Origin of the sequence: Novosphingobium ovatum (genome assembly GCF_009909235.1) — a bacterium.
In the GTDB taxonomy this organism is placed as follows: Bacteria; Pseudomonadota; Alphaproteobacteria; order Sphingomonadales; family Sphingomonadaceae; genus Novosphingobium; species Novosphingobium ovatum.
In genome coordinates this window covers 525551-543687 of the sequence record NZ_JAAAPO010000002.1, presented here as the reverse complement: position 1 = coordinate 543687, position 18137 = coordinate 525551, and the positions used below count along the sequence as shown (strand labels likewise).

Below are 18137 nucleotides of genomic sequence, written 5' to 3'. Positions count from 1 at the left end.
GTCAGGCGTCCTCTTCGCCGTCCCACTCACCCGTAAGGTCAACCGGCGTGACAGGCTGGATGGTGGACACGGCATGCTTATAGGCCAACTGGACGTAACCTTCACGCTCCAGCAGCATGCAGAACAGATCATAGGCGGCCACGCGGCCTTGCAGCATCACGCCATTGACCAGGAACATCGTCACCTGCACCCCGGCGGCGCGGATGCTGGACAGGAACACGTCCTGCAACAGGCGGGCCTTTTTGCTGCCCTCGCCACCCTGACCGAACAGGCGCGTGTCGATCGGCGTGCTGGGCATGATCGTGGAAACGGCATGCTTATACACCAATTGCGACTGACCATCACGGCGCAGCAGGATCGAGAAATTGTCGAACCAGGTGACAATGCCCTGCAACTTGACGCCCTTGACCAGGAACATCGTGACGGGGGTCTTGTTCTTGCGCAGGTGGTTCAGGAACTGGTCCTGCAAATTCTGCCCCTTGCCACCCGCAGGCACGGGCACAGGCGCGGCCGCAGCGGCGGGCGCTTCTGCCGAGATCTCGTCAGCCACATCTTCCGACACGGCGGGTTTGAGACGGGGGCGGGCGGAAAGCGTACGTCCGGTGGTCATTTATATGCTCCTATTTTTGGTGGCGGGTCGCGCCCCGCCACAGTCTGGCCGGATGATTCCTTCCGGCCGATGTCACATGTCACCCTAAAGCTTCGCATCCGCAGCGTAAATGGGCAATTTGCATCCCGATTGCCCCGCTGCGGATCAGATCACTCCTCGTCCTCATCCTCGCGCTTGTCGGCCATGCCCAGCAGCTTCAGCTTGCGGTGCAGCGCCGAGCGTTCCATGCCGATAAAGCTGGCGGTGCGTGAAATATTCCCGGAAAACCGCCGTATTTGCACACGCAGATACTCGCGCTCGAAATTCTCCCGCGCCTCGCGCAGGGGCACGCCCATCAGCGCCGAAACGCCGCTGTCGCCCGCCAAACGGCCCGAAACGATCTCGCCTGGCAGCATGTCCGCCTCAATCCGGCACAACCGGTCGCGCGGGGCCAGAATCACCGTGCGTTCGACCACATTGCGCAATTGGCGCACATTGCCCGGCCATTCATAGGCCTGCAAAGCGGCCATCGCGTCAATGCTGACATCAGGCGGCGCTACGCCTTGATCATTGGCGTAACGGGCAAAGAAATGGGCCACCAGCGCAGGGATATCCTCGCGCCGCTCGGCCAGCGAAGGGACATGCACCGGCACCACGTTCAACCGATAGAACAGATCCTCGCGGAAGCGTTTTTCGGCGATTTCCTTTTCCAGATTGCGGCTGGTCGAGGACACCACGCGCACATCAACCCGGATCTGACGGTGGCCGCCCACGCGGACAAAGCTTTGCTCGGTCAGCACGCGCAGGATGCGCGCCTGCGTCGAAAGCGGCATGTCACCCACCTCGTCCAGATAGAGCGTACCGCCGTCGGCCATTTCCAGCAGCCCCGCGCGCACCAGCTGGCCGTCATTCTCCTCGCCAAACAGCTCTTCCTCGAACCGTTCGGGGGTGATGCGGGCGGAATTGACGCTGACAAAGGGCTTCTCGGCGCGCGGGCTCCAGGCGTGCAGAATGCGGGCGGCCACTTCCTTGCCCGCGCCCGATGGGCCGGAAATCAACAAGCGGCTGCCGGTGTTGGCCACCCGTTTCAACGTCGCGCGCACATGGTTGATCGCCGAGGAACTGCCGTGAAATTCCGGGCTGTCGGCAACATTCAGCTTCAACCGGGCATTTTCGCGGCGCAGGCGCTCAGTCTCGGTGGCGCGGCCCACCAGATGCAGCAGGCGCTCGGTCTCGAACGGCTTTTCGATGAAGTCCATCGCGCCCCGGCTGATCGCCGAGACCGCCGTATCGATATTGCCATGGCCGGAAAAGATCAGCACCGGCAGTTCGGGCTCGCGCTGCTTGATCGCGTCCAGCACCTCCAGCCCGTCCATCGGGCTGCCGTGCAACCATACGTCCAGCAGCACCAGCGAAGGCCGCCGCTGATCTACCGCCGCCAGCGCCGACGTGCTGTCGCCCGCCGTGCGGCAGTCATAGCCCTCGTCCGACAGCACACCCGCGACCAGTTCGCGAATGTCCTTTTCATCGTCAACGATCAGGATATCCAGTGCCATATTACCTCTGCCCTGCTGGCTGTTCGGACGTTTCCTGCCCCCGCCGCACCGATCCCGGATCGCGGGCAAAGCGCAAGGTTACGCGCGTCCCCCCATCCTCGGTGGTGGCAAAGGTCATCTCGCCGCCATGCTCTTCAATGATTTTCTTGACGATCGCCAAGCCCAGTCCCGTGCCCTTTTCGCGGGTGGTAACATAGGGTTCGACAATATTCTCGCGGTCCTGCGGCAGGCCTATGCCGTTGTCGGTGACGGTCACCACAACGTCATTGGGCCGCTGCTCCAATCGCAAACCGATGCGCCCGTGATAGTCGGGATCGCTGACCTTGGCCTTGGCCTCGATCGCTTCTGTGGCGTTTTTCAGCACATTGGTCATCGCCTGCCCGAACTGGTGGCGGTCGCACGCGATCAGCCCGCCCACCGTGTCCATCGCCCCTTCGGCCACAAAGGCAAAGGCGATGTCGGGCCGCGCGACCTCTTGCAGGAACAGTGACTGGCGCGCCAGATCCACCGGATCCTCGGGCCGGAACACCGGCTTTGGCAGGCGGGCGAAAGACGAGAACTCGTCCACCATCTTGCGCAGGTCACCGACCTGCCGGATGATCGTCGCGGTCAATTCCTCGAACAATTCGCCATCGACCTCGATCTGCCGGCGATAGCGGCGCGACAGGCGCTCGGTCGCCAGCTGGATCGGGGTCAGCGGGTTCTTGATCTCATGGGCGATGCGCCGCGCCACATCCGACCATGCCGCCTGCCGCTGGTCCAGCAACTGGCGCGTGATATCCTCAAAGGTGATGACATGGCCGCTCACCTCGCCATCATGCAGGCTGGGGGTGACGCGCACCGCCAGCGTGCGCAATTCGCCCGCGATCTGGTGCTGGACGACGCCGTCATGCGCGCCCTTGTCCACCAATCCGGCCAGTGACGCGGCGACCTCGGTCAGGGGCAGGCTGATGGGCGAGCCATCGCCCCGCCCCAACAGTACCTTTTGCGCCGAGGAATTCATCAATCGGACACAGCCCGCCCCGTCCAGCGAGATCACCCCCGCCGTCACGCTTTCCATCACCGCCTCCATAAAGGCGCGGCGGTCATCGATCTGCTGGTTGGCGCCAACCAGAGCGGAAGTCTGCAACTCGATCTGGGCGGCCATGCGGTTGAACGCGCGGTTGAGCAGGCCGATCTCGTCAGCGCTGGTGCGGCCCACCACGCGCATGGCGTAATTGCCCTCACCCACGCGGCGGGCGGCATCCACCAGATCATACAGCGGTTGCACCTGCCGGTCGGCAAAGCGCAGCGCGAACCACACCGACAGCCCCACCAGTGCCAAGGACGCGACAAACAGCGCGATGTTAAAGCGCAACTGCAACAGCCGCGCCCGCTGGGTCAGTACCTGATAGGCCTGCACGATATTGTCCGCGCGTTTGCCCTGGCTGATCGCCAAAAGGTCGGAGGTGCGCGCCACATACAGATAGAGCGCCGCGCGCCGGTCGATCGGGGCGACCGCCTCGATCCGGTCCGCGTTGGCATTGAGCACAATCGCTTCGCCACTGTCCAGCCGTTTGAAATTGGGCACGGGCACGCGGTCAAAATTGCCCTTTTTTCCCGGATCGACATAGGCCAGCGTCCGCATCCGTCCATCCGCGCCGCGCTGGATGATCGCCACCTGGTCCAGCTTGCGCTGCAACACCTGATAGGAAAAACCCGCGCCGAAATCGGGGCTGACGATGCTGGTTTGCGACAGGATATAGCGCATGTCGCTGGCCATCGCGACGGCCTCGTTCGACACGTCGCGCTGGGTCTGCTCGTAATAGCCGCGCGCCAGCTTGTTGGCGTTTTCCAAAAGCCCGCGGGAATTGTCCGAAAACCAGAACTCGACGCCCGACTGGAACAGCACCGAGGCAAAGATCACCACCAGTAGCGTCGGCACTGCCGCGATGATCGAGAACAGGAACACCAACTGGACGTGCAGCCGCCCCTTGCCGCCAAAGCCCTGCGCCGCGCGCCACAGCGCCATGCGCCGCCCGATCAGCACCAGGATCGCCATCGCCGGCACCAAGGTGCCCACCAGCAACGAGGCGGTCAGCGTGGCGGGCAGCAATTGCTGACTGGCCGCATTGTCCTGCACCGCCAGCCATGTCGAAAGCGTCGCGGCCAGAAAGCCGAACACCGAGGCACCTTCGATATAGGGGACGATGTTTGCGCGCCGGACATAGATCAGCGTCCGCCGCCACCAGCGGGGCCAACGTCGCGTATCGATCTGAAACCTGCCTAACATCGTTGCATGGTTACAACGCCACTGTTGCAAAAATGCAAGAGGGTAATTCGTCCCGGCGGCAAAAGTCTCCACCGCGCGGAACAGCCTGTCGCGCGCCCTATGGCCGGCGCAAGAAACTGTCTGGATCGATGGCCAGATCGGACAGCCGCTTGCGCAAGGTGTTGCGGTTGATCCCCAGCATCTGCGCCGCGCGCAACTGGTTGCCGCCGGTGGTGCGCAGGATCTCAGCAAACAGGGGCCGTTCAAACGCCGCCAGCGCCGAGTCGTAGATCGCCCCGGTCGCGGGTTGATGCACCGTCAGCCAGTGCCGCACCGCGCTTTCCAGATCGCTGGGGCCGGTTTGGGCGGCGTCCTCGTGCCGCACCGATTGCGCCAGCATCGGCTCCAATGCTGTGGCGTCAATCACATCCTCACGCGCCAGCAGCGCCAGACGATAGATGAAATTGCGCAATTCGCGCACATTGCCGCGCCACGGCTGAATGCGCAGCACTTCGACCGCATCTGGTGCCAATTGCCGCCGAGGCAGCCCCTCGCCCGCCGCCTGCACCAGAAAATGGCGGGCCAATGCCTCGATATCGCCGGCGCGTTCGCGCAGCGCAGGCAGATGGATCGGCACCACATTCAGCCGGTAATACAGATCCTCGCGGAACTGCCCGGCGGCGATCATCGGCTCCAAATCCTTGTTGGTGGCCGCGATGATGCGGGTGTTGATCGACACCTCCTCGCGCCCGCCCACGCGGCGGATGCTGCCCGATTGCAGCGCGCGCAGCAGCCGGGTCTGGGCCTGCATCGGCATGTCGCCAATCTCGTCCAGAAACAGCGTGCCGCCCTCTGCCTGCTCGAACTTGCCGATGTGGCGCGACACGGCGCCGGTAAAAGCGCCCTTTTCGTGGCCGAACAGCTCACTCTCGATCAGGTCGGCGGGGATGGCGGCGGTGTTGACCGCGACAAAAGGCCCCGCCTGACGATGGCCCAACTGGTGGATCGCCTCGGCCACCAGTTCCTTGCCCGTGCCCGATTCGCCCAGGATCAGCACCGTCAGGTCGTTCTTCAACACGCGGGTGATCATGCGGAACACCGCCTGCATCGCCGGGCTGCGCCCGACCAAAGGCAGCCCCTGCCCGGCCACCTCGCCCTCGTCCTCGCCGGACGCAAGGCCCGAGGATGACGCCGCCTGCCGCACCGTGCGTACAAGTTCGTCGATGTCGAACGGCTTGGGGAAATATTCAAACGCCCCGGTGTCGGACGCGCGCACCGCGGTATCCAGCGTGTTCTGCGCCGACAGGATGATCACCGGCAGATCGGGATGCAGCGCCTGCACCCGGCCCAGCGTCTCGATCCCGTCACCATCGGCCAGCATCACGTCCGTCACCAGCGCCGAGAACGCGCGCGCAGCCAACAGGCGGTCCCGCTCGGCGATGGAATCGCAATGGGCAACGGTAAAGCCCTCGGCCTCCAGCGCGGCCGTGATGACGATGGCGATGGACTCGTCGTCCTCGACCAACAGGATGCTCATGCGTTTTCTCCGCCGCGTGGGCTGCGCAAACGGCGCGGCTCACCATCGGCCACCGGCAGATGCAGGCGGAAATGGGTCCAGCCGCCCGCCTCGTCGCGGTCATGGGTGATGCGGCCGTTCATGTCGCGGATCAGCTTGCGCACCAGCGCCAGACCCAGCCCCTGCCCGGTCTTTTTGCTGGTGACAAAGGGTTCGAAAATATGATCGCGCACGCCCGCCGCGATGCCGGGGCCATTGTCGGACACCCGCACCTCGATCGGCAACCGCACCGGATTGCCGCGCCCGGTGGCGTGCAATTGCATCCCGCTGACAAAACGCGTGCGCACGATGATGCGCGGGGTGGGCGTGTCCTGCGTCGCCTCGCGCGCATTGGCCAACAGGTTCAGCAACACCTGTACCAGCCCATGCGCGCTGCCCAGCACCGGCGGCAGAGACGGATCGAACTCCTCCTCGATGCGCGGGGCCACGCCCTTGGGCGCGCTGGCGGCCGACAGGATCTGGCTGGCGCGGCGGATGGTTTCGTGCAGGTTGCACGGCTCGACCGGCTCTGACGTGCGGCGCGAGAGGGTCTGCATCTGGTCGATCAGCTTGGCGATGCGGTCGACCTCGTCGGCGATCAGATTGGTCAGCGCGCGGTCGCTGCCCTCGACCTTGCGGCCCAGCAATTGCGCCGCGCCGCGAATGCCCGCCAGCGGGTTCTTGATCTCGTGCGCCAGGATTTCAGGACCGCGCAACAGGCTGTCATTGCCCATCGGCGTTGCCTCGCCCAAAGGCTCGACCGCCGCGCTGTCGGACAGGGTCAGCATCTGCCACCCGGCGGCGTCGACCACGGGCGCTGTTGCCACATCCAGCCGGCGCGGGCCCTGCCCCACCACCTGCGCGTCGACATGGCGGGCGCTGACGGGGGTATCGCTTTCGGCCAGACGCCCTTGCAGGCGCGGGTCGGAAAACCGCAGCATCTCGGCAAAGGCGCGACCGATCAGGCGGCGCTGGCTCTGGCTGAAGAATTGCTCGGCCGCCGGGTTGGCCGCCGCCACCACCTGCCCGGGCGCCAGCATCAGCACCGGATGCGGCAGGCTGGCCATCTGGCGGCGGACATCGGGCGTTGGACCCGGCGTACCAGTGGCGCTGGCCGCCCGCAGCCGGGGCAGTTCCACCGCGCCCTCTTGGGCGGAGCCCGCCCCGGTGCCGCCATCATTCATGCCGCCTGACGATCCATCAGCGGGCCAAAGAATTCCGCCAAAGCCGCTTTGACATCAACAGGATCGTCCATAAAGTTCACGCGGTTTCGGAAATGCGCCGCGCCGTGCAGCCCATGGGTGTACCAGCCAATATGCTTGCGGAACATGTTGACGCCGGTCTTGATATCGTAATGGCGCAGCATGTCCTCGTAATGCTCTAAAATCACGGCATATTGTTCGGACAGCGCCGGCGCGTCCTTGGCATCGCCCGTGGCCAGCCAATGCATCACCTGACCCAACAGCCACGGCCGCCCATAGGCCCCGCGCCCGATCATCACCCCATCCGCGCCCGACTGGGCAATTGCCTGTGCCACATCATCAATGGTGCAGATGTCGCCGTTGACGATCACGGGGATGTCCACCGCTTCCTTCACCTGCCGGACAAAGCCCCAATCGGCGGTGCCCTTGTACAGCTGATTGCGAGTGCGGCCGTGGACGGTCACCATCTTCGCGCCCAGATCCTGCGCGATGCGGGCCAGTTCGGGGGCGTTCAGGTTGTCGTGACACCAGCCCATGCGCATCTTGACCGTCACCGGCACCTTGACCGCGCCCACCACCGCCTCGATCAATTTAGTCGCCAGCGGCAGGTCGCGCATCAGCGCCGATCCGGCATCGCCATTGACCACCTTTTTCACCGGACAGCCCATGTTGATGTCGATGATCGCCGCGCCCCGGTCCTGCGCCAGACGCGCCGCCTCGGCCATCTGCACGGGATCGCAGCCCACCAATTGCATCGAGACAGGCTCTTCGGCAGGGTCCCACGCCGCCTTCTGGATCGACTGGCGCGTTTCGCGGATGGCGGCGGGCGAAGCGATCATCTCGGTCACGTTCAGACCGCTGCCATAGCGCCGCACCATCCGCCGGAATGGCAGATCCGTCACCGCCGTCATCGGCGCCAGCACCACCGGGCAATCAATGCGCACGGGGCCGATATCGATGGGGGGCAACAGGGGCGGAACGGGGATCTGGGTCATATATGGGACACTGCCTAAAAAACAGGCAGCGCATAAAGGATTGCTTCGCCCTCGGCAAGGGATTAGCGGCGCGATCCATGAGCCAAGACGCGAATCCCGTTTCCGATAGCGCCGCCGTGGTGGTGGCCGCCGGCCAAGGTCTGCGCGCGGGACAACCCGTGCCCAAGCAATTCGCGCCATGGCGGGGCAAGCCGGTGCTGCGCCACAGTGTCGAGGCGCTGGCCAGCGCGGGCGTTGCCCCCATCGTCATCGTCATTCCCGAAGGCGCGCAGGACATCGCCGCCCAATGCGTTGCGGGCATCACGGGCGTGGCATTCGTCACGGGGCGCGACACGCGGCAGGGCTCGGTTCTGGCCGGGCTGGAGGCTCTGGAACAGGCGGCCCTCGGCCCCGTTCCCAAAAATGTGCTGATCCATGATGCCGCCCGCCCGATTTTGCCGCGCGCTGTGATCGACCGGCTGGTTGACGCGCTGGTGCGCTTTCCCGGCGCGATCCCCGTGCTGCCGGTGGTCGACAGCCTGTGCCACGCCGCGCCTGACGCCCGCGCGCCCGGCACCGCCATGGGCGCCCCTGCCCGGCGCGAGGATCTGCGCCGCGTGCAAACCCCGCAGGCGTTCCGCTATGCCGACATTCTGGCCGCCCACCGCGCGTGGGACGGCGCCGCCAATGCGGGCGATGACGCGCAGGTGGCGCAGGCCGCCGGCCATACCGTTGCGCTGGTCGATGGAGACGAAGCCTTGCACAAGCTGACCTATGCCAGTGATTTCGGCGCCGACACCGGCGCGCTGCCGCCCGTGCGCATGGGCACCGGCTATGACGTCCACCGGCTGGAGGATGGCGAGGAGCTGTGGCTGTGCGGGGTCAAAATCGACCACCATCAGGGCCTGTCGGGCCATTCGGACGCCGATGTGGCGATCCACGCGCTGGTGGACGCGCTGTTGGGGGCAATTGCCGCGGGCGACATCGGCCAGCATTTCCCGCCCAGCGACGCCAAGTGGAAGGGCGCCAGCTCCGACCGTTTTCTGGACCACGCCGTGGGTCTGGTGCGCGCGGCGGGCTATGCCATTGGCCATGTTGATGTGACCATCATTTGCGAAGCGCCCAAGATCGGCCCGCACCGCGCCGCGATGCGCGCGCGTCTGGCCGATATCATGGGCGTTGACATCGGCCTTGTCAGTGTCAAGGCCACCACCACCGAAAAGCTGGGCTTTACCGGGCGCGGCGAAGGCATCGCGGCCCAGGCCGCCGCTACCGTGATCCGCGCCTGACCGGCCATATCCCCCCAACAAGGCATATCCCCATGACCGAACTGAACATTCTGCCGGCAGACATCGTGGCGCTGGCCCAGCGCGTGATTGCCGAAAACGCGGCTTTGGGGCGCAAGGTGGTCTTGGCCGAAAGCTGCACCGGCGGGCTGGTCAGCGCCGCCCTGACCGAGATTGCCGGGTCATCGGCAGTGCTGGAAAGCGGCTTTGTCACCTATTCCAACGCGGCCAAGCAAAAGCTGCTGGGCGTGCCGGGCGACATTATCGAGACGTTTGGCGCGGTGTCGGCGGCCTGTGCCTGGGCGATGGCCAAGGGCGCGCTCAAGCAGTCGGACGCCGATGTGGCGGTGGCGATCAGCGGCATTGCCGGCCCTGATGGCGGCACAGCGCAAAAGCCGGTGGGTCTGGTTGTGTTCGCCCGCGCCGAACGCAACAGCGACAAGATCGACGCCGAAGAGCGCCAGTTCGAACCCGTCAGCCGCGCCGCGATCCGCGCGGACGCCGCCCGTGTCGCGCTGGAACTGTTGCTGCCCACCACCGACGAGGGCTGAGGCCCCGCCACCCCCGCGCCCTCCGCGCAGCAAAAAGGGGCGCTTCCCACTGCGGGAGGCGCCCCTTTTGCGTGGCCAGCGCAGGCTTAGGCGGCGGTGCCGTACAGCACGGCGGCGCGTTCCTCAAAGGCGGCGACCATCTTGCGGAAGGCCTTGTCGAAATATTGGCCCGCCAGACTTTCAAACAGCGGATTGCGGAAGGTAAAGCTGACCGAGAAGTCCAATTCGCACCCGCCGTCCACGTCGCGGAACTGCCATTTGTTGTCCAGATCGCGCATCGGGCCATCCAGATAGTGCACGGTCAGCTCTCCCGGGCGGTTCAGCAGCACGCGGCTGGTGAACTTTTCCCGCAGCATCTTGAACCCCACCAGCATGTCGGCCACCATCTCGTGTCCGTCATTGCTTTTGACGCGGGTGGCCACCACCCACGGCAGGAATTCGCCATATTTGCCGACATCGGCCACCATGTCGAACATCTGTTCGGCGGTGTATGGCAGAGTGCGGACCTCGTGGATGCTGGGCATGGTTACAGCTTGGCCTCGCGCCTGGCGATCTGAGCCTGACGGGCGGCGCGCATTTCGACGAAATCCTCACCCGCGTGATAGGACGAACGCGTCAGCGGGCTGGCGGCCACCTGCAGGAACCCCTTGGCCCGCGCAATCGCGCCATAGGCCGAGAACGCCTTGGGCGTGACGAATTCCTTGACCTCGGCATGCTTGGGCGTGGGGCGCAGGTACTGGCCCATGGTCAGGAAGTCGATTCCCGCGCTGCGCATGTCGTCCATCACCTGATGCACCTCCAGCCGTTCCTCGCCCAGACCCAGCATGATGCCGCTCTTGGTGAACACCAACGGGTTCTGCGCCTTGACCTCCTCCAGCAACCGCAGCGAGGCGTAATAGCGCGCGCCGGGACGGATGGTGGGGTACAGGCGGGGGACGGTTTCCAGATTGTGGTTATAGACATCCGGGCCAGCGGCCACGATCGCCTCGACCGCGGCGCGCATCTTGCCCCGGAAATCGGGGGTCAGGATTTCGATCGTGGTGTCGGGCGTGGCGGCGCGCAGGGCCTTGATCACCTTGACGAAATGCCCCGCGCCACCATCGGGCAGGTCATCGCGGTCAACGCTGGTGATGACGATATGTTCCAGCCCCAGCTTGGCCGCCGCCTCGGCGACATGGGCTGGCTCGTCGGCGTCCACCTTGCGCGGCATGCCGGTCTTGACGTTGCAGAACGCACAGGCGCGGGTGCATACATCGCCCAAGATCATCACCGTCGCGTGCTTTTTGGTCCAGCACTCGCCAATGTTGGGGCAGGCCGCCTCTTCGCACACCGTGTTCAGTTTCAGGTCGCGCATCAACTGGCGGGTGTTGCCATATTCCTTGCTGACGGGCGCCTTTACCCGGATCCAGTCCGGCTTGCGCTGGGTGGCGGGGGCGGTATCGGCGGTTTCGCCCTCCTGTGGGGCGGCGGCGTGCGAGGACAGATCGGTCATGGGGGCCAGATAGGCGCATCCCGCCCGCCAATCCAGAGGCTTTTCACGAGAAAGATCCCAGGTAGGTAGCATTTCACGCCGTGGCAACATGTCTCAATTGCCTATTGAATGCGCGGGCGCGGCGGGCCACATGGGCGGCCATGCAGGATCAGGACAAACCGTTAGCCCCCGCCTCCCCCCAACTGGACCACCTTTTGGACGGATATCGGCGGTTTCGTTCCACCGGCTGGACGCCAAACCGCGACCGTTGGGCGCAATTGCGCGAAGGCCAGCAGCCCGAGGTGATGGTGATCGCCTGCTCGGACAGCCGAGTCGACCCGGCGCAGATCTTTGACGTCGACCCTGGCGAGATCTTTGTCGTGCGCAATGTCGCCGCGCTGGTACCGCCGTTTGAAACAACGGCGGGTTATCACGGCGTGTCTGCGGCGCTGGAATTTGCGGTGCAGGTGCTCAAGGTCAAGGAGATCCTGGTGCTGGGCCATGGCATGTGCGGCGGCTGCAAGGCGGCGCTGACACAGGAATTGCAGGGCTGCGAGCGCGGTGAAGGCGGCTTTGTCGCCGACTGGATCAGCCTGCTGGACGAGGCGCGCGTGCCAGTGGCCCAGCAGCATGGCACCGAGGGCCGCGTGGCCGAACGCGCGATGGAGCAGGCGGGCGTGCGGGTCAGCCTGCAAAACCTGCGCACCTTCCCCTGCGTCCGCCGCAAGGAGCGCGAGGGCGAACTGACGCTGCGCGGCGCGTTCTTCGCGATCTCGGACGGGGTGCTGCATCTGCTGGACGAGGACAGCGGGCATTTCCACCCGGCCGCATAAGGCCATCCGCGCCGGGCTGCCCCCTGCCCGGCGCCGCACCCACAAACAAAAGGGCGACGGGATCTCTCCCGCCGCCCTTTTTCGTGTCAGCGCCTTGGCTGGGCTGGCTTACTTGCCAGCGGCCTTTTGCGCGGCAAAGGCGATCCACAGCTGAGCCATGGCCTTGCGCACGCCTTCGACCTGCGTCAGCGAAGCCTGCGCCCCGGCATAGTCAGCGCCGTTGATCTGCGCGATGCCCAGACGGGTCAGCACGACATTCTTGTCAGCGCCCGCCTTGGTCAGGGCGATCTTGTACAGGTCGGCAGCCTTGGCCGCGTCGCCATAGGACAGGAACGAGTCCGCCGCAGCGATCACCGTGGCCGCAGTGGCGGCAGGCGCGCGGGCATCGCGCTCCCAGCCCGGCAGCGCCGCCTTGTCCGGGGCAATACGGGCCGTGGCGATGCGCATCGCATCGGCAAAGAACGGCTTGGTGGCGTTGACCACACCGGCGGCCGCGCCGCGATCGATGATGGCCTTCACCTCGGCCGGGTTGCGGCGGGCATCGGCCGTCTGGACGAACTCGACGTAATCGCGCTCTTCGGCAAAGCTGTTGGTGGCGGCCATCAGGCGCAACAGGTCAAACGTGTCCTGCGAGGGCAGCTTGCCCAGATCGCGGATGACCGCGATGCTCAGCGCCCAGTTCTCCTTGGTGGGATAGTCCTTGACCAGCATGGTGGCCAGACGCACGGCCAGCTCGTAATTGTTGGTCTCATAGGTGGCGCCCATGCCACGGCGATACCAGCCCTCGGGGACGGCGGTGTTGGCGGCCTTGTTGGCCTCGATCGCCTTGGTCAGGGCGATCAGGCCGGCGGGGGCCTGCTTGGCGGCGAATTCGGCTTCGGCCAGCGTCACCAGCGCGTCAGCGGCCGGGAAGCCGGTGTCGATCGCCAGTTGCAGCTCCTTGCGGGCCAGATCATATTCCTTGGCCTGCGCGGCGAACTGACCGGCATAGAAATGCAGCTTGGGGGCCAGTTCAGGGCTGGCCTTGCCGCTTTCCAGCATCAGGGTCACGCCCTTGCGGGTGATCGTGTCGTCCTTGGCCAGCGAGCCCAGCTTGATCGCGAAATTGCCGGCGTTGAACTTGTCGTCGGGCGTCGAGGCGGCGGCGATCACAGCGTCCAGCTTGGGCTTGAGCGCGGCGATGGCTTCGGCGGTCGGGGCCTTGATGGCCTTGTCCAGCTCGGTCTGGAAGGGGCCGCCCGCAGCGGCAAAGGCGGGCGAGAACTTGGGCCCAGAGGCAGCCTGCGCGCTAACCGCGCCACCAGCCACACCCCCAACAACACCCAACGCCAGAGCGGCGGCCAGGAAAGAGCCACGCAGCTGCAAGCTGGTCCGGATCATCTACATCATCTCCTCTAGGCCCGCTGAACCCTTCGCACGAAGGCCAGCGCGGCATGACAGTGCTGCACAGGCTTTGGCGAGGATTCGCCCGCTTGGCAACGGGGATTGGATGCGCCGCGCCCGCTGAACGGTGATTGAACCAGATTTTGGGCAATTGTGCAGGATCAGTTGCGGCAAAAACGCGGCAAATCGTTGCGCGCTGACATATATCGGACAAATCGCCCACCTCGCCGGCCCGTGATGCAATTTGTGTGTGGAAAAACGCCATGCTGGCCCGCCTGTGGACCGGCTTGCGCTGGCAATGGCGGCGCGCTTGGCCTAGAGCGACCTATCCCATATTGTCCATAGAACAAGCAGATCCCCCGCGTGAGCGACACCAGCACCATCGACCCCACCGGCCCCATGGGCGACTTCACCCGCGTCGACATCGTCGACGAGATGAAGACCAGCTACCTTGATTACGCGATGAGCGTGATCGTTGCGCGCGCGCTGCCCGATGTGCGCGACGGGCTAAAGCCGGTGCATCGCCGCATCCTGTGGACCTGCCACGAAAACGGCTTTACCCACGCCAAGGCGTACCGCAAATCGGCGCGTATCGTCGGTGACGCCATGGGTAAGTATCACCCCCATGGCGACGCGGCGATCTATGACGCGCTGGCCCGCATGACGCAGGACTGGTCGATGCGCGTGCCGCTGATCGATGGTCAGGGCAACTTTGGCTCCATGGACCCCGATCCGCCAGCCAGCATGCGCTATACCGAGGCGCGTCTGGCCAAGGTGACCGAAAGCCTGCTGGCCGACATCGACAAGAATACCGTTGATTTTGTCGACAACTATGACGGGTCGGAAAGCGAGCCGCAGGCCCTGCCCGCGCGTTTCCCCAACCTGCTGGTCAATGGCGCTGGCGGCATTGCCGTGGGCATGGCCACCAACATCCCGCCGCATAACTTGGGTGAGGTGATCGACGCCTGTTTCGCCGTGATGGACAACCCCGCCATCACCACGGACGAGTTGATGCGCATCGTCCCCGGCCCCGATTTCCCCACCGCCCCGCTGATTTTGGGTCAGGGCGGCGCGCGCAATGCGTACAACACCGGACGCGGCAGCATCATCATGCGCGCGCGCCATGTGATCGAAACGGGCCGCAATGACCGCCGCTCGATCGTGCTGACCTCGATCCCCTATCAGGTGGGCAAGTCGGGTCTGGTCGAAAAGATCGCCGAGGCCGCCAAGGACAAGCGGATCGAGGGCATCAGCGACATCCGCGACGAATCGAACCGCGAGGGCGTGCGTGTCGTTGTCGATCTCAAGCGCGATGCCACCCCCGAGGTGGTGCTGAACCAGATCTGGCGCAACACCCCGGCGCAGTCCAGCTTCCCGGCCAACATGCTGGCGATCCGTGGCGGCCGCCCCGAAGTGCTGGGCCTCAAGGACATCATCACCTCGTTCATCTCCTTCCGCGAGGAGGTGATCACCCGCCGCACCAAGTACGAGCTGAACAAGGCCCGCGATCGTGCGCATATCTTGCTGGGTCTGGTGATCGCCGTCACCAATCTGGACGAGGTGGTGCGCATCATCCGTGGCGCGCCCAACCCCGCCTCGGCCCGCGCGGCGCTGTTGGCGCGCGAATGGCCGATGGGCGAAATCGCATCCTATATCCGTCTGGTCGAAGCGATCGAGGAAGGCGCGAGCGAGCTGGACGCGCCCACCTATCGCCTCAGCGAAATTCAGGTGAAGGCCATTTTGGACCTGCGCCTGCACCGCCTGACCGCGCTGGGCCGCGACGAAATCGGTGACGAGCTGGAAGGCCTGGCCAAGGCGATTGCCGAATATCTCTCGATCCTGGCCGACCGGGTGAAGCTGTATGGCGTCATGCGTCAGGAGCTGATCGAGGTGCGCGCCCAATACGCCACCCCGCGCAAGTCCGAGATCACCGCCCCCGCCGATGGCATCGACGACGAGGATCTGATCGAGCGCGACGACATGGTCGTGACCGTGACGATGGACGGCTATATCAAGCGCACGCCGCTTTCCACGTTCCGGGCGCAGGCGCGCGGCGGCAAGGGCCGCGCCGGCATGGCGACCAAGGACGAGGATGTGGTGGCCACCATGTTCGTCACCACCACCCACAACCCGGTGCTGTTCTTCAGCACGGCGGGCAAGGTCTACCGCCTCAAGGTGTACAAGCTGCCCGAAGGTGGCCCCGCCACCCGTGGCCGCCCGATCGTCAACCTGCTGCCCGCGCTGGACAAGGATGAGACGATCCAGACCGTCTTGCCTCTGCCCGAGGATGAGGCCGATTGGGGCAAGCTGTCGGTGGTGTTCGCCACGGCCAAGGGCAATGTCCGCCGCAACAGCATGGACGCCTTTGCCAATATCCCCAGCAACGGCAAATTCGCCATGCGCTTTGACGAGGGCGACGATGACCGGTTGATCGGCGTTGCCCTGCTGGAGCCGACCGATGACGTGTTGCTGGCAAGCCGTCAGGGCAAGGCGATCCGTTTCGGCGGCGACGAGGTGCGCGAATTCACCAGCCGCACCAGCACCGGCGTGCGCGGCATGGCGCTCAAGGGCGACGACGAGGTGATCAGCCTGTCGATCCTGCACCGCGTTGGCGTCAAGGATCAGGACGAGCGCGAGGATTACCTGCGCCACGCCCCCTGGAAGGCCGAGAAGGACAGCGAGCCGCAGATGAGCCCCGAACGCTTTGCCGAACTGGCCGAGCGCGAGCAGTTCATCCTGACCGTTTGCGCCAATGGCTATGGCAAGCTGTCGTCGGCGTTTGAATATCGCCGCACGGGCCGTGGTGGTCAGGGCATCACCAATATCGACAATATCGGCCGAAATGGTCCGGTCGTCGCCAGCTTCCCGGCGGCGCAGGCGGACCAGTTGATGCTGGTGACCGATCAGGCCAAGATGATCCGCCTGCCGCTGTCCACACTGCGGGTGATCGGGCGCGGGTCTGCGGGTGTGCGCCTGTTCAACGTGGCCGATCAGGAACATGTCGTGTCGGCCGTGCGATTGGCAGAGGCGGAGGATGCCGAGGACGCCGCCGAGGTGGTGACCGACGCGACTGAAGCGCCTGAAACGCCCGAAACCGGCGAATGAGCCCGCCCGACAGCGTGGCGTACAAGGTGCTGACCGCGCCGCAATACGCCAGCTTTCGTGAGCGCGGGGTGTTTGCGGGCGCGCCGGTGGATCTGGCCGATGGGTTCATCCACCTGTCGGCGCAGGACCAGTTGGCCGGCACGGTGGACAAGCATTTCGCCGGGCAGGAGGACCTCTACCTGCTGACGATTGACCTGCGCGCCGCCGAAGCCGCCCATCCCGGCGCCGTGCGGTGGGAAGTGTCGCGCGGTGGGGCGCTGTTCCCGCATGTCTACGCCCCGCTGGCGTGGGACTGGGTGCGGGGCCACGGGCCGCTGGAACGTCTTGAATCTGGAGCAATCTGTCTGCCCCCCATGGCTTGAGCCGGGGCAGCGCGCATGGCATCCCCCACCCACTTGGATGGGGGACATGATGACGGCATATGGCTTGATCACGCGGACGGGCTGTCCGGCTTGCGGTGGGACGGCGGCGCGCACGCTGTTCACGGCGGCGCTGGATGGGCCACTGCTGCGCGGTTATCTGTCGGCCTATTACGCGCGCGATGTCGCGGTGGCGGGGGCCTATTGCGCGCTGGAATGCGCGACATGCGCCACGCTGTATCAACGCGATGTGGGCAATGGCCCGCTGTTGTCCGACCTGTATGACCAATGGATGCCCCCCTCGCGGCCAGAGGAGGATGCCGGATACCGCTATGACGTGACCAATCCCGCCGCGTCACGCGATGGGCACGAGATCATGGTGGCATCGGCCTATCTGGGCGTGCCGTTGGGGGCGATGCATACGCTGGATTATGGCATGGGCTGGGCCGGATGGGCGCGGGTGGCGCGCGCGCTGGGCTGTGTCTCGCATGGCTATGATCTGGCCGACAGCCGCATGGCCCATGCCGCCGCGCATGGCATTCTGCCCGACAATGGCCGATATCATTTCATCAACACCGAACAGGTGATGGAGCATATCGAGGATCCGGTTGCGCTGGTCGGCGAACTGGCGGGCAAATTGCGCCCCGGTGGGGTGCTGAAAATCTCGGTTCCGGCGCAGGACGGGGTGCGGGCCGAACTGGCGCGACTGGCGGCGGGAGGCGACCGGGTGAATGCGGCCGGACTGATGCCGCTGCACCCGCTGGAGCATGTGAACGCCTTTAGCCGGGAGGGGCTGGCCCGGTTGGGGGCGATGCATGGGCTGGCGCTGGTGCGGCCGGGGCTGGCCACGCGCTATGCCTTTTTGCGCCACGCCGGGGCGATGGACTGGGCCGATCTGCCCCGCGTGGCCAAGGAGATGGTGCGCCCGGTCTGGCAATGGGTATCGCCGCGCAACACCTATGTCTGGTTGCAAAAACCGGCGGCTTAGGGCGCGCGCCTTGACTTGGCGGCGCAATTGCGGT

The 18137-nt window shown here is 65.4% G+C and carries 15 protein-coding genes; 6 read left to right on the top strand and 9 right to left on the bottom strand.

Going from position 1 to position 18137, the window contains the following annotated elements; genetic code table 11:
* Nucleotide 1: 1 nt before the first annotated feature.
* The 6 genes from hfq to dusB form a co-directional block, all read right to left on the bottom strand.
* Nucleotides 2-610: an RNA chaperone Hfq gene (gene hfq / locus GTZ99_RS06635; protein ID WP_201742392.1), complete on the bottom strand. Its 609-nt coding sequence runs from the start codon at nt 608-610 to the stop codon at nt 2-4.
* 149 nt (nt 611-759) lie between these two features.
* Nucleotides 760-2145 carry a nitrogen assimilation response regulator NtrX gene (gene ntrX / locus GTZ99_RS06630; protein WP_161717467.1) on the bottom strand — a complete coding sequence of 462 codons (1386 nt, stop codon included), beginning with the start codon at nt 2143-2145 and terminating at the stop codon, nt 760-762.
* A gap of 1 nt (nt 2146) precedes the next feature.
* Complete coding sequence (locus GTZ99_RS06625) at nt 2147-4417, bottom strand: sensor histidine kinase (RefSeq protein WP_161717466.1); 2271 nt, start codon at nt 4415-4417, stop codon at nt 2147-2149.
* 97 nt (nt 4418-4514) lie between these two features.
* The gene (ntrC, locus tag GTZ99_RS06620) at nt 4515-5933 is read right to left on the bottom strand and encodes a nitrogen regulation protein NR(I) (protein WP_161717465.1); all 1419 of its coding nucleotides are present in this window, start codon (nt 5931-5933) and stop codon (nt 4515-4517) included.
* On the bottom strand, nt 5930-7135 hold the full coding sequence (locus tag GTZ99_RS06615) for a two-component system sensor histidine kinase NtrB (protein WP_161717464.1): 1206 nt from the start codon (nt 7133-7135) through the stop codon (nt 5930-5932). Before GTZ99_RS06615 ends, ntrC begins: the two co-directional genes overlap by 4 nt.
* Entirely contained in the window at nt 7132-8148 is a 1017-nt protein-coding gene (dusB, locus tag GTZ99_RS06610; RefSeq protein WP_161717463.1) for a tRNA dihydrouridine synthase DusB, read from the bottom strand. The genes GTZ99_RS06615 and dusB overlap by 4 nt, the downstream gene beginning before the upstream one ends.
* Before the next feature lie 77 nt (nt 8149-8225).
* On the opposite strand from dusB, the gene GTZ99_RS06605 reads away from it, so the two are divergent.
* Nucleotides 8226-9416 carry a bifunctional 2-C-methyl-D-erythritol 4-phosphate cytidylyltransferase/2-C-methyl-D-erythritol 2,4-cyclodiphosphate synthase gene (locus tag GTZ99_RS06605; RefSeq protein WP_161717462.1) on the top strand — a complete coding sequence of 397 codons (1191 nt, stop codon included), beginning with the start codon at nt 8226-8228 and terminating at the stop codon, nt 9414-9416.
* A 32-nt stretch (nt 9417-9448) separates the two neighbouring features.
* The gene (locus GTZ99_RS06600) at nt 9449-9964 is read left to right on the top strand and encodes a CinA family protein (protein ID WP_161717461.1); all 516 of its coding nucleotides are present in this window, start codon (nt 9449-9451) and stop codon (nt 9962-9964) included.
* Nucleotides 9965-10050: 86 nt separating this feature from the next.
* Here the strand turns inward: GTZ99_RS06600 and GTZ99_RS06595 are convergent, their stop codons facing one another.
* Together GTZ99_RS06595 and lipA are read right to left on the bottom strand one after the other, a co-directional pair.
* Entirely contained in the window at nt 10051-10488 is a 438-nt protein-coding gene (locus GTZ99_RS06595) for a type II toxin-antitoxin system RatA family toxin (protein WP_161717460.1), read from the bottom strand.
* 2 nt (nt 10489-10490) lie between these two features.
* Entirely contained in the window at nt 10491-11456 is a 966-nt protein-coding gene (gene lipA, locus GTZ99_RS06590; RefSeq protein ID WP_161717459.1) for a lipoyl synthase, read from the bottom strand.
* 140 nt (nt 11457-11596) lie between these two features.
* Here lipA and GTZ99_RS06585 point away from each other — a divergent pair, with 140 nt between their 5' ends.
* The gene (locus GTZ99_RS06585) at nt 11597-12268 is read left to right on the top strand and encodes a carbonic anhydrase (protein ID WP_161717458.1); all 672 of its coding nucleotides are present in this window, start codon (nt 11597-11599) and stop codon (nt 12266-12268) included.
* 108 nt (nt 12269-12376) lie between these two features.
* Here GTZ99_RS06585 and GTZ99_RS06580 read toward each other — a convergent pair whose 3' ends face one another.
* On the bottom strand, nt 12377-13648 hold the full coding sequence (locus GTZ99_RS06580) for a hypothetical protein (RefSeq protein WP_161717457.1): 1272 nt from the start codon (nt 13646-13648) through the stop codon (nt 12377-12379).
* Nucleotides 13649-14050: 402 nt separating this feature from the next.
* Between GTZ99_RS06580 and gyrA the strand changes: the two genes are divergently transcribed.
* Genes gyrA through GTZ99_RS06565 form a run of 3 tightly spaced genes read left to right on the top strand, consistent with a single transcriptional unit; the run spans nt 14051 to nt 18103 of the window.
* Nucleotides 14051-16756 carry a DNA gyrase subunit A gene (gene gyrA, locus GTZ99_RS06575; RefSeq protein WP_161717700.1) on the top strand — a complete coding sequence of 902 codons (2706 nt, stop codon included), beginning with the start codon at nt 14051-14053 and terminating at the stop codon, nt 16754-16756.
* The gene (locus tag GTZ99_RS06570) at nt 16753-17118 is read left to right on the top strand and encodes a DUF952 domain-containing protein (RefSeq protein WP_161717456.1); all 366 of its coding nucleotides are present in this window, start codon (nt 16753-16755) and stop codon (nt 17116-17118) included. The genes gyrA and GTZ99_RS06570 overlap by 4 nt, the downstream gene beginning before the upstream one ends.
* A 46-nt stretch (nt 17119-17164) precedes the next feature.
* The gene (locus GTZ99_RS06565; protein ID WP_161717455.1) at nt 17165-18103 is read left to right on the top strand and encodes a class I SAM-dependent methyltransferase; all 939 of its coding nucleotides are present in this window, start codon (nt 17165-17167) and stop codon (nt 18101-18103) included.
* The last annotated feature ends 34 nt before the right edge of the window (nt 18104-18137 follow it).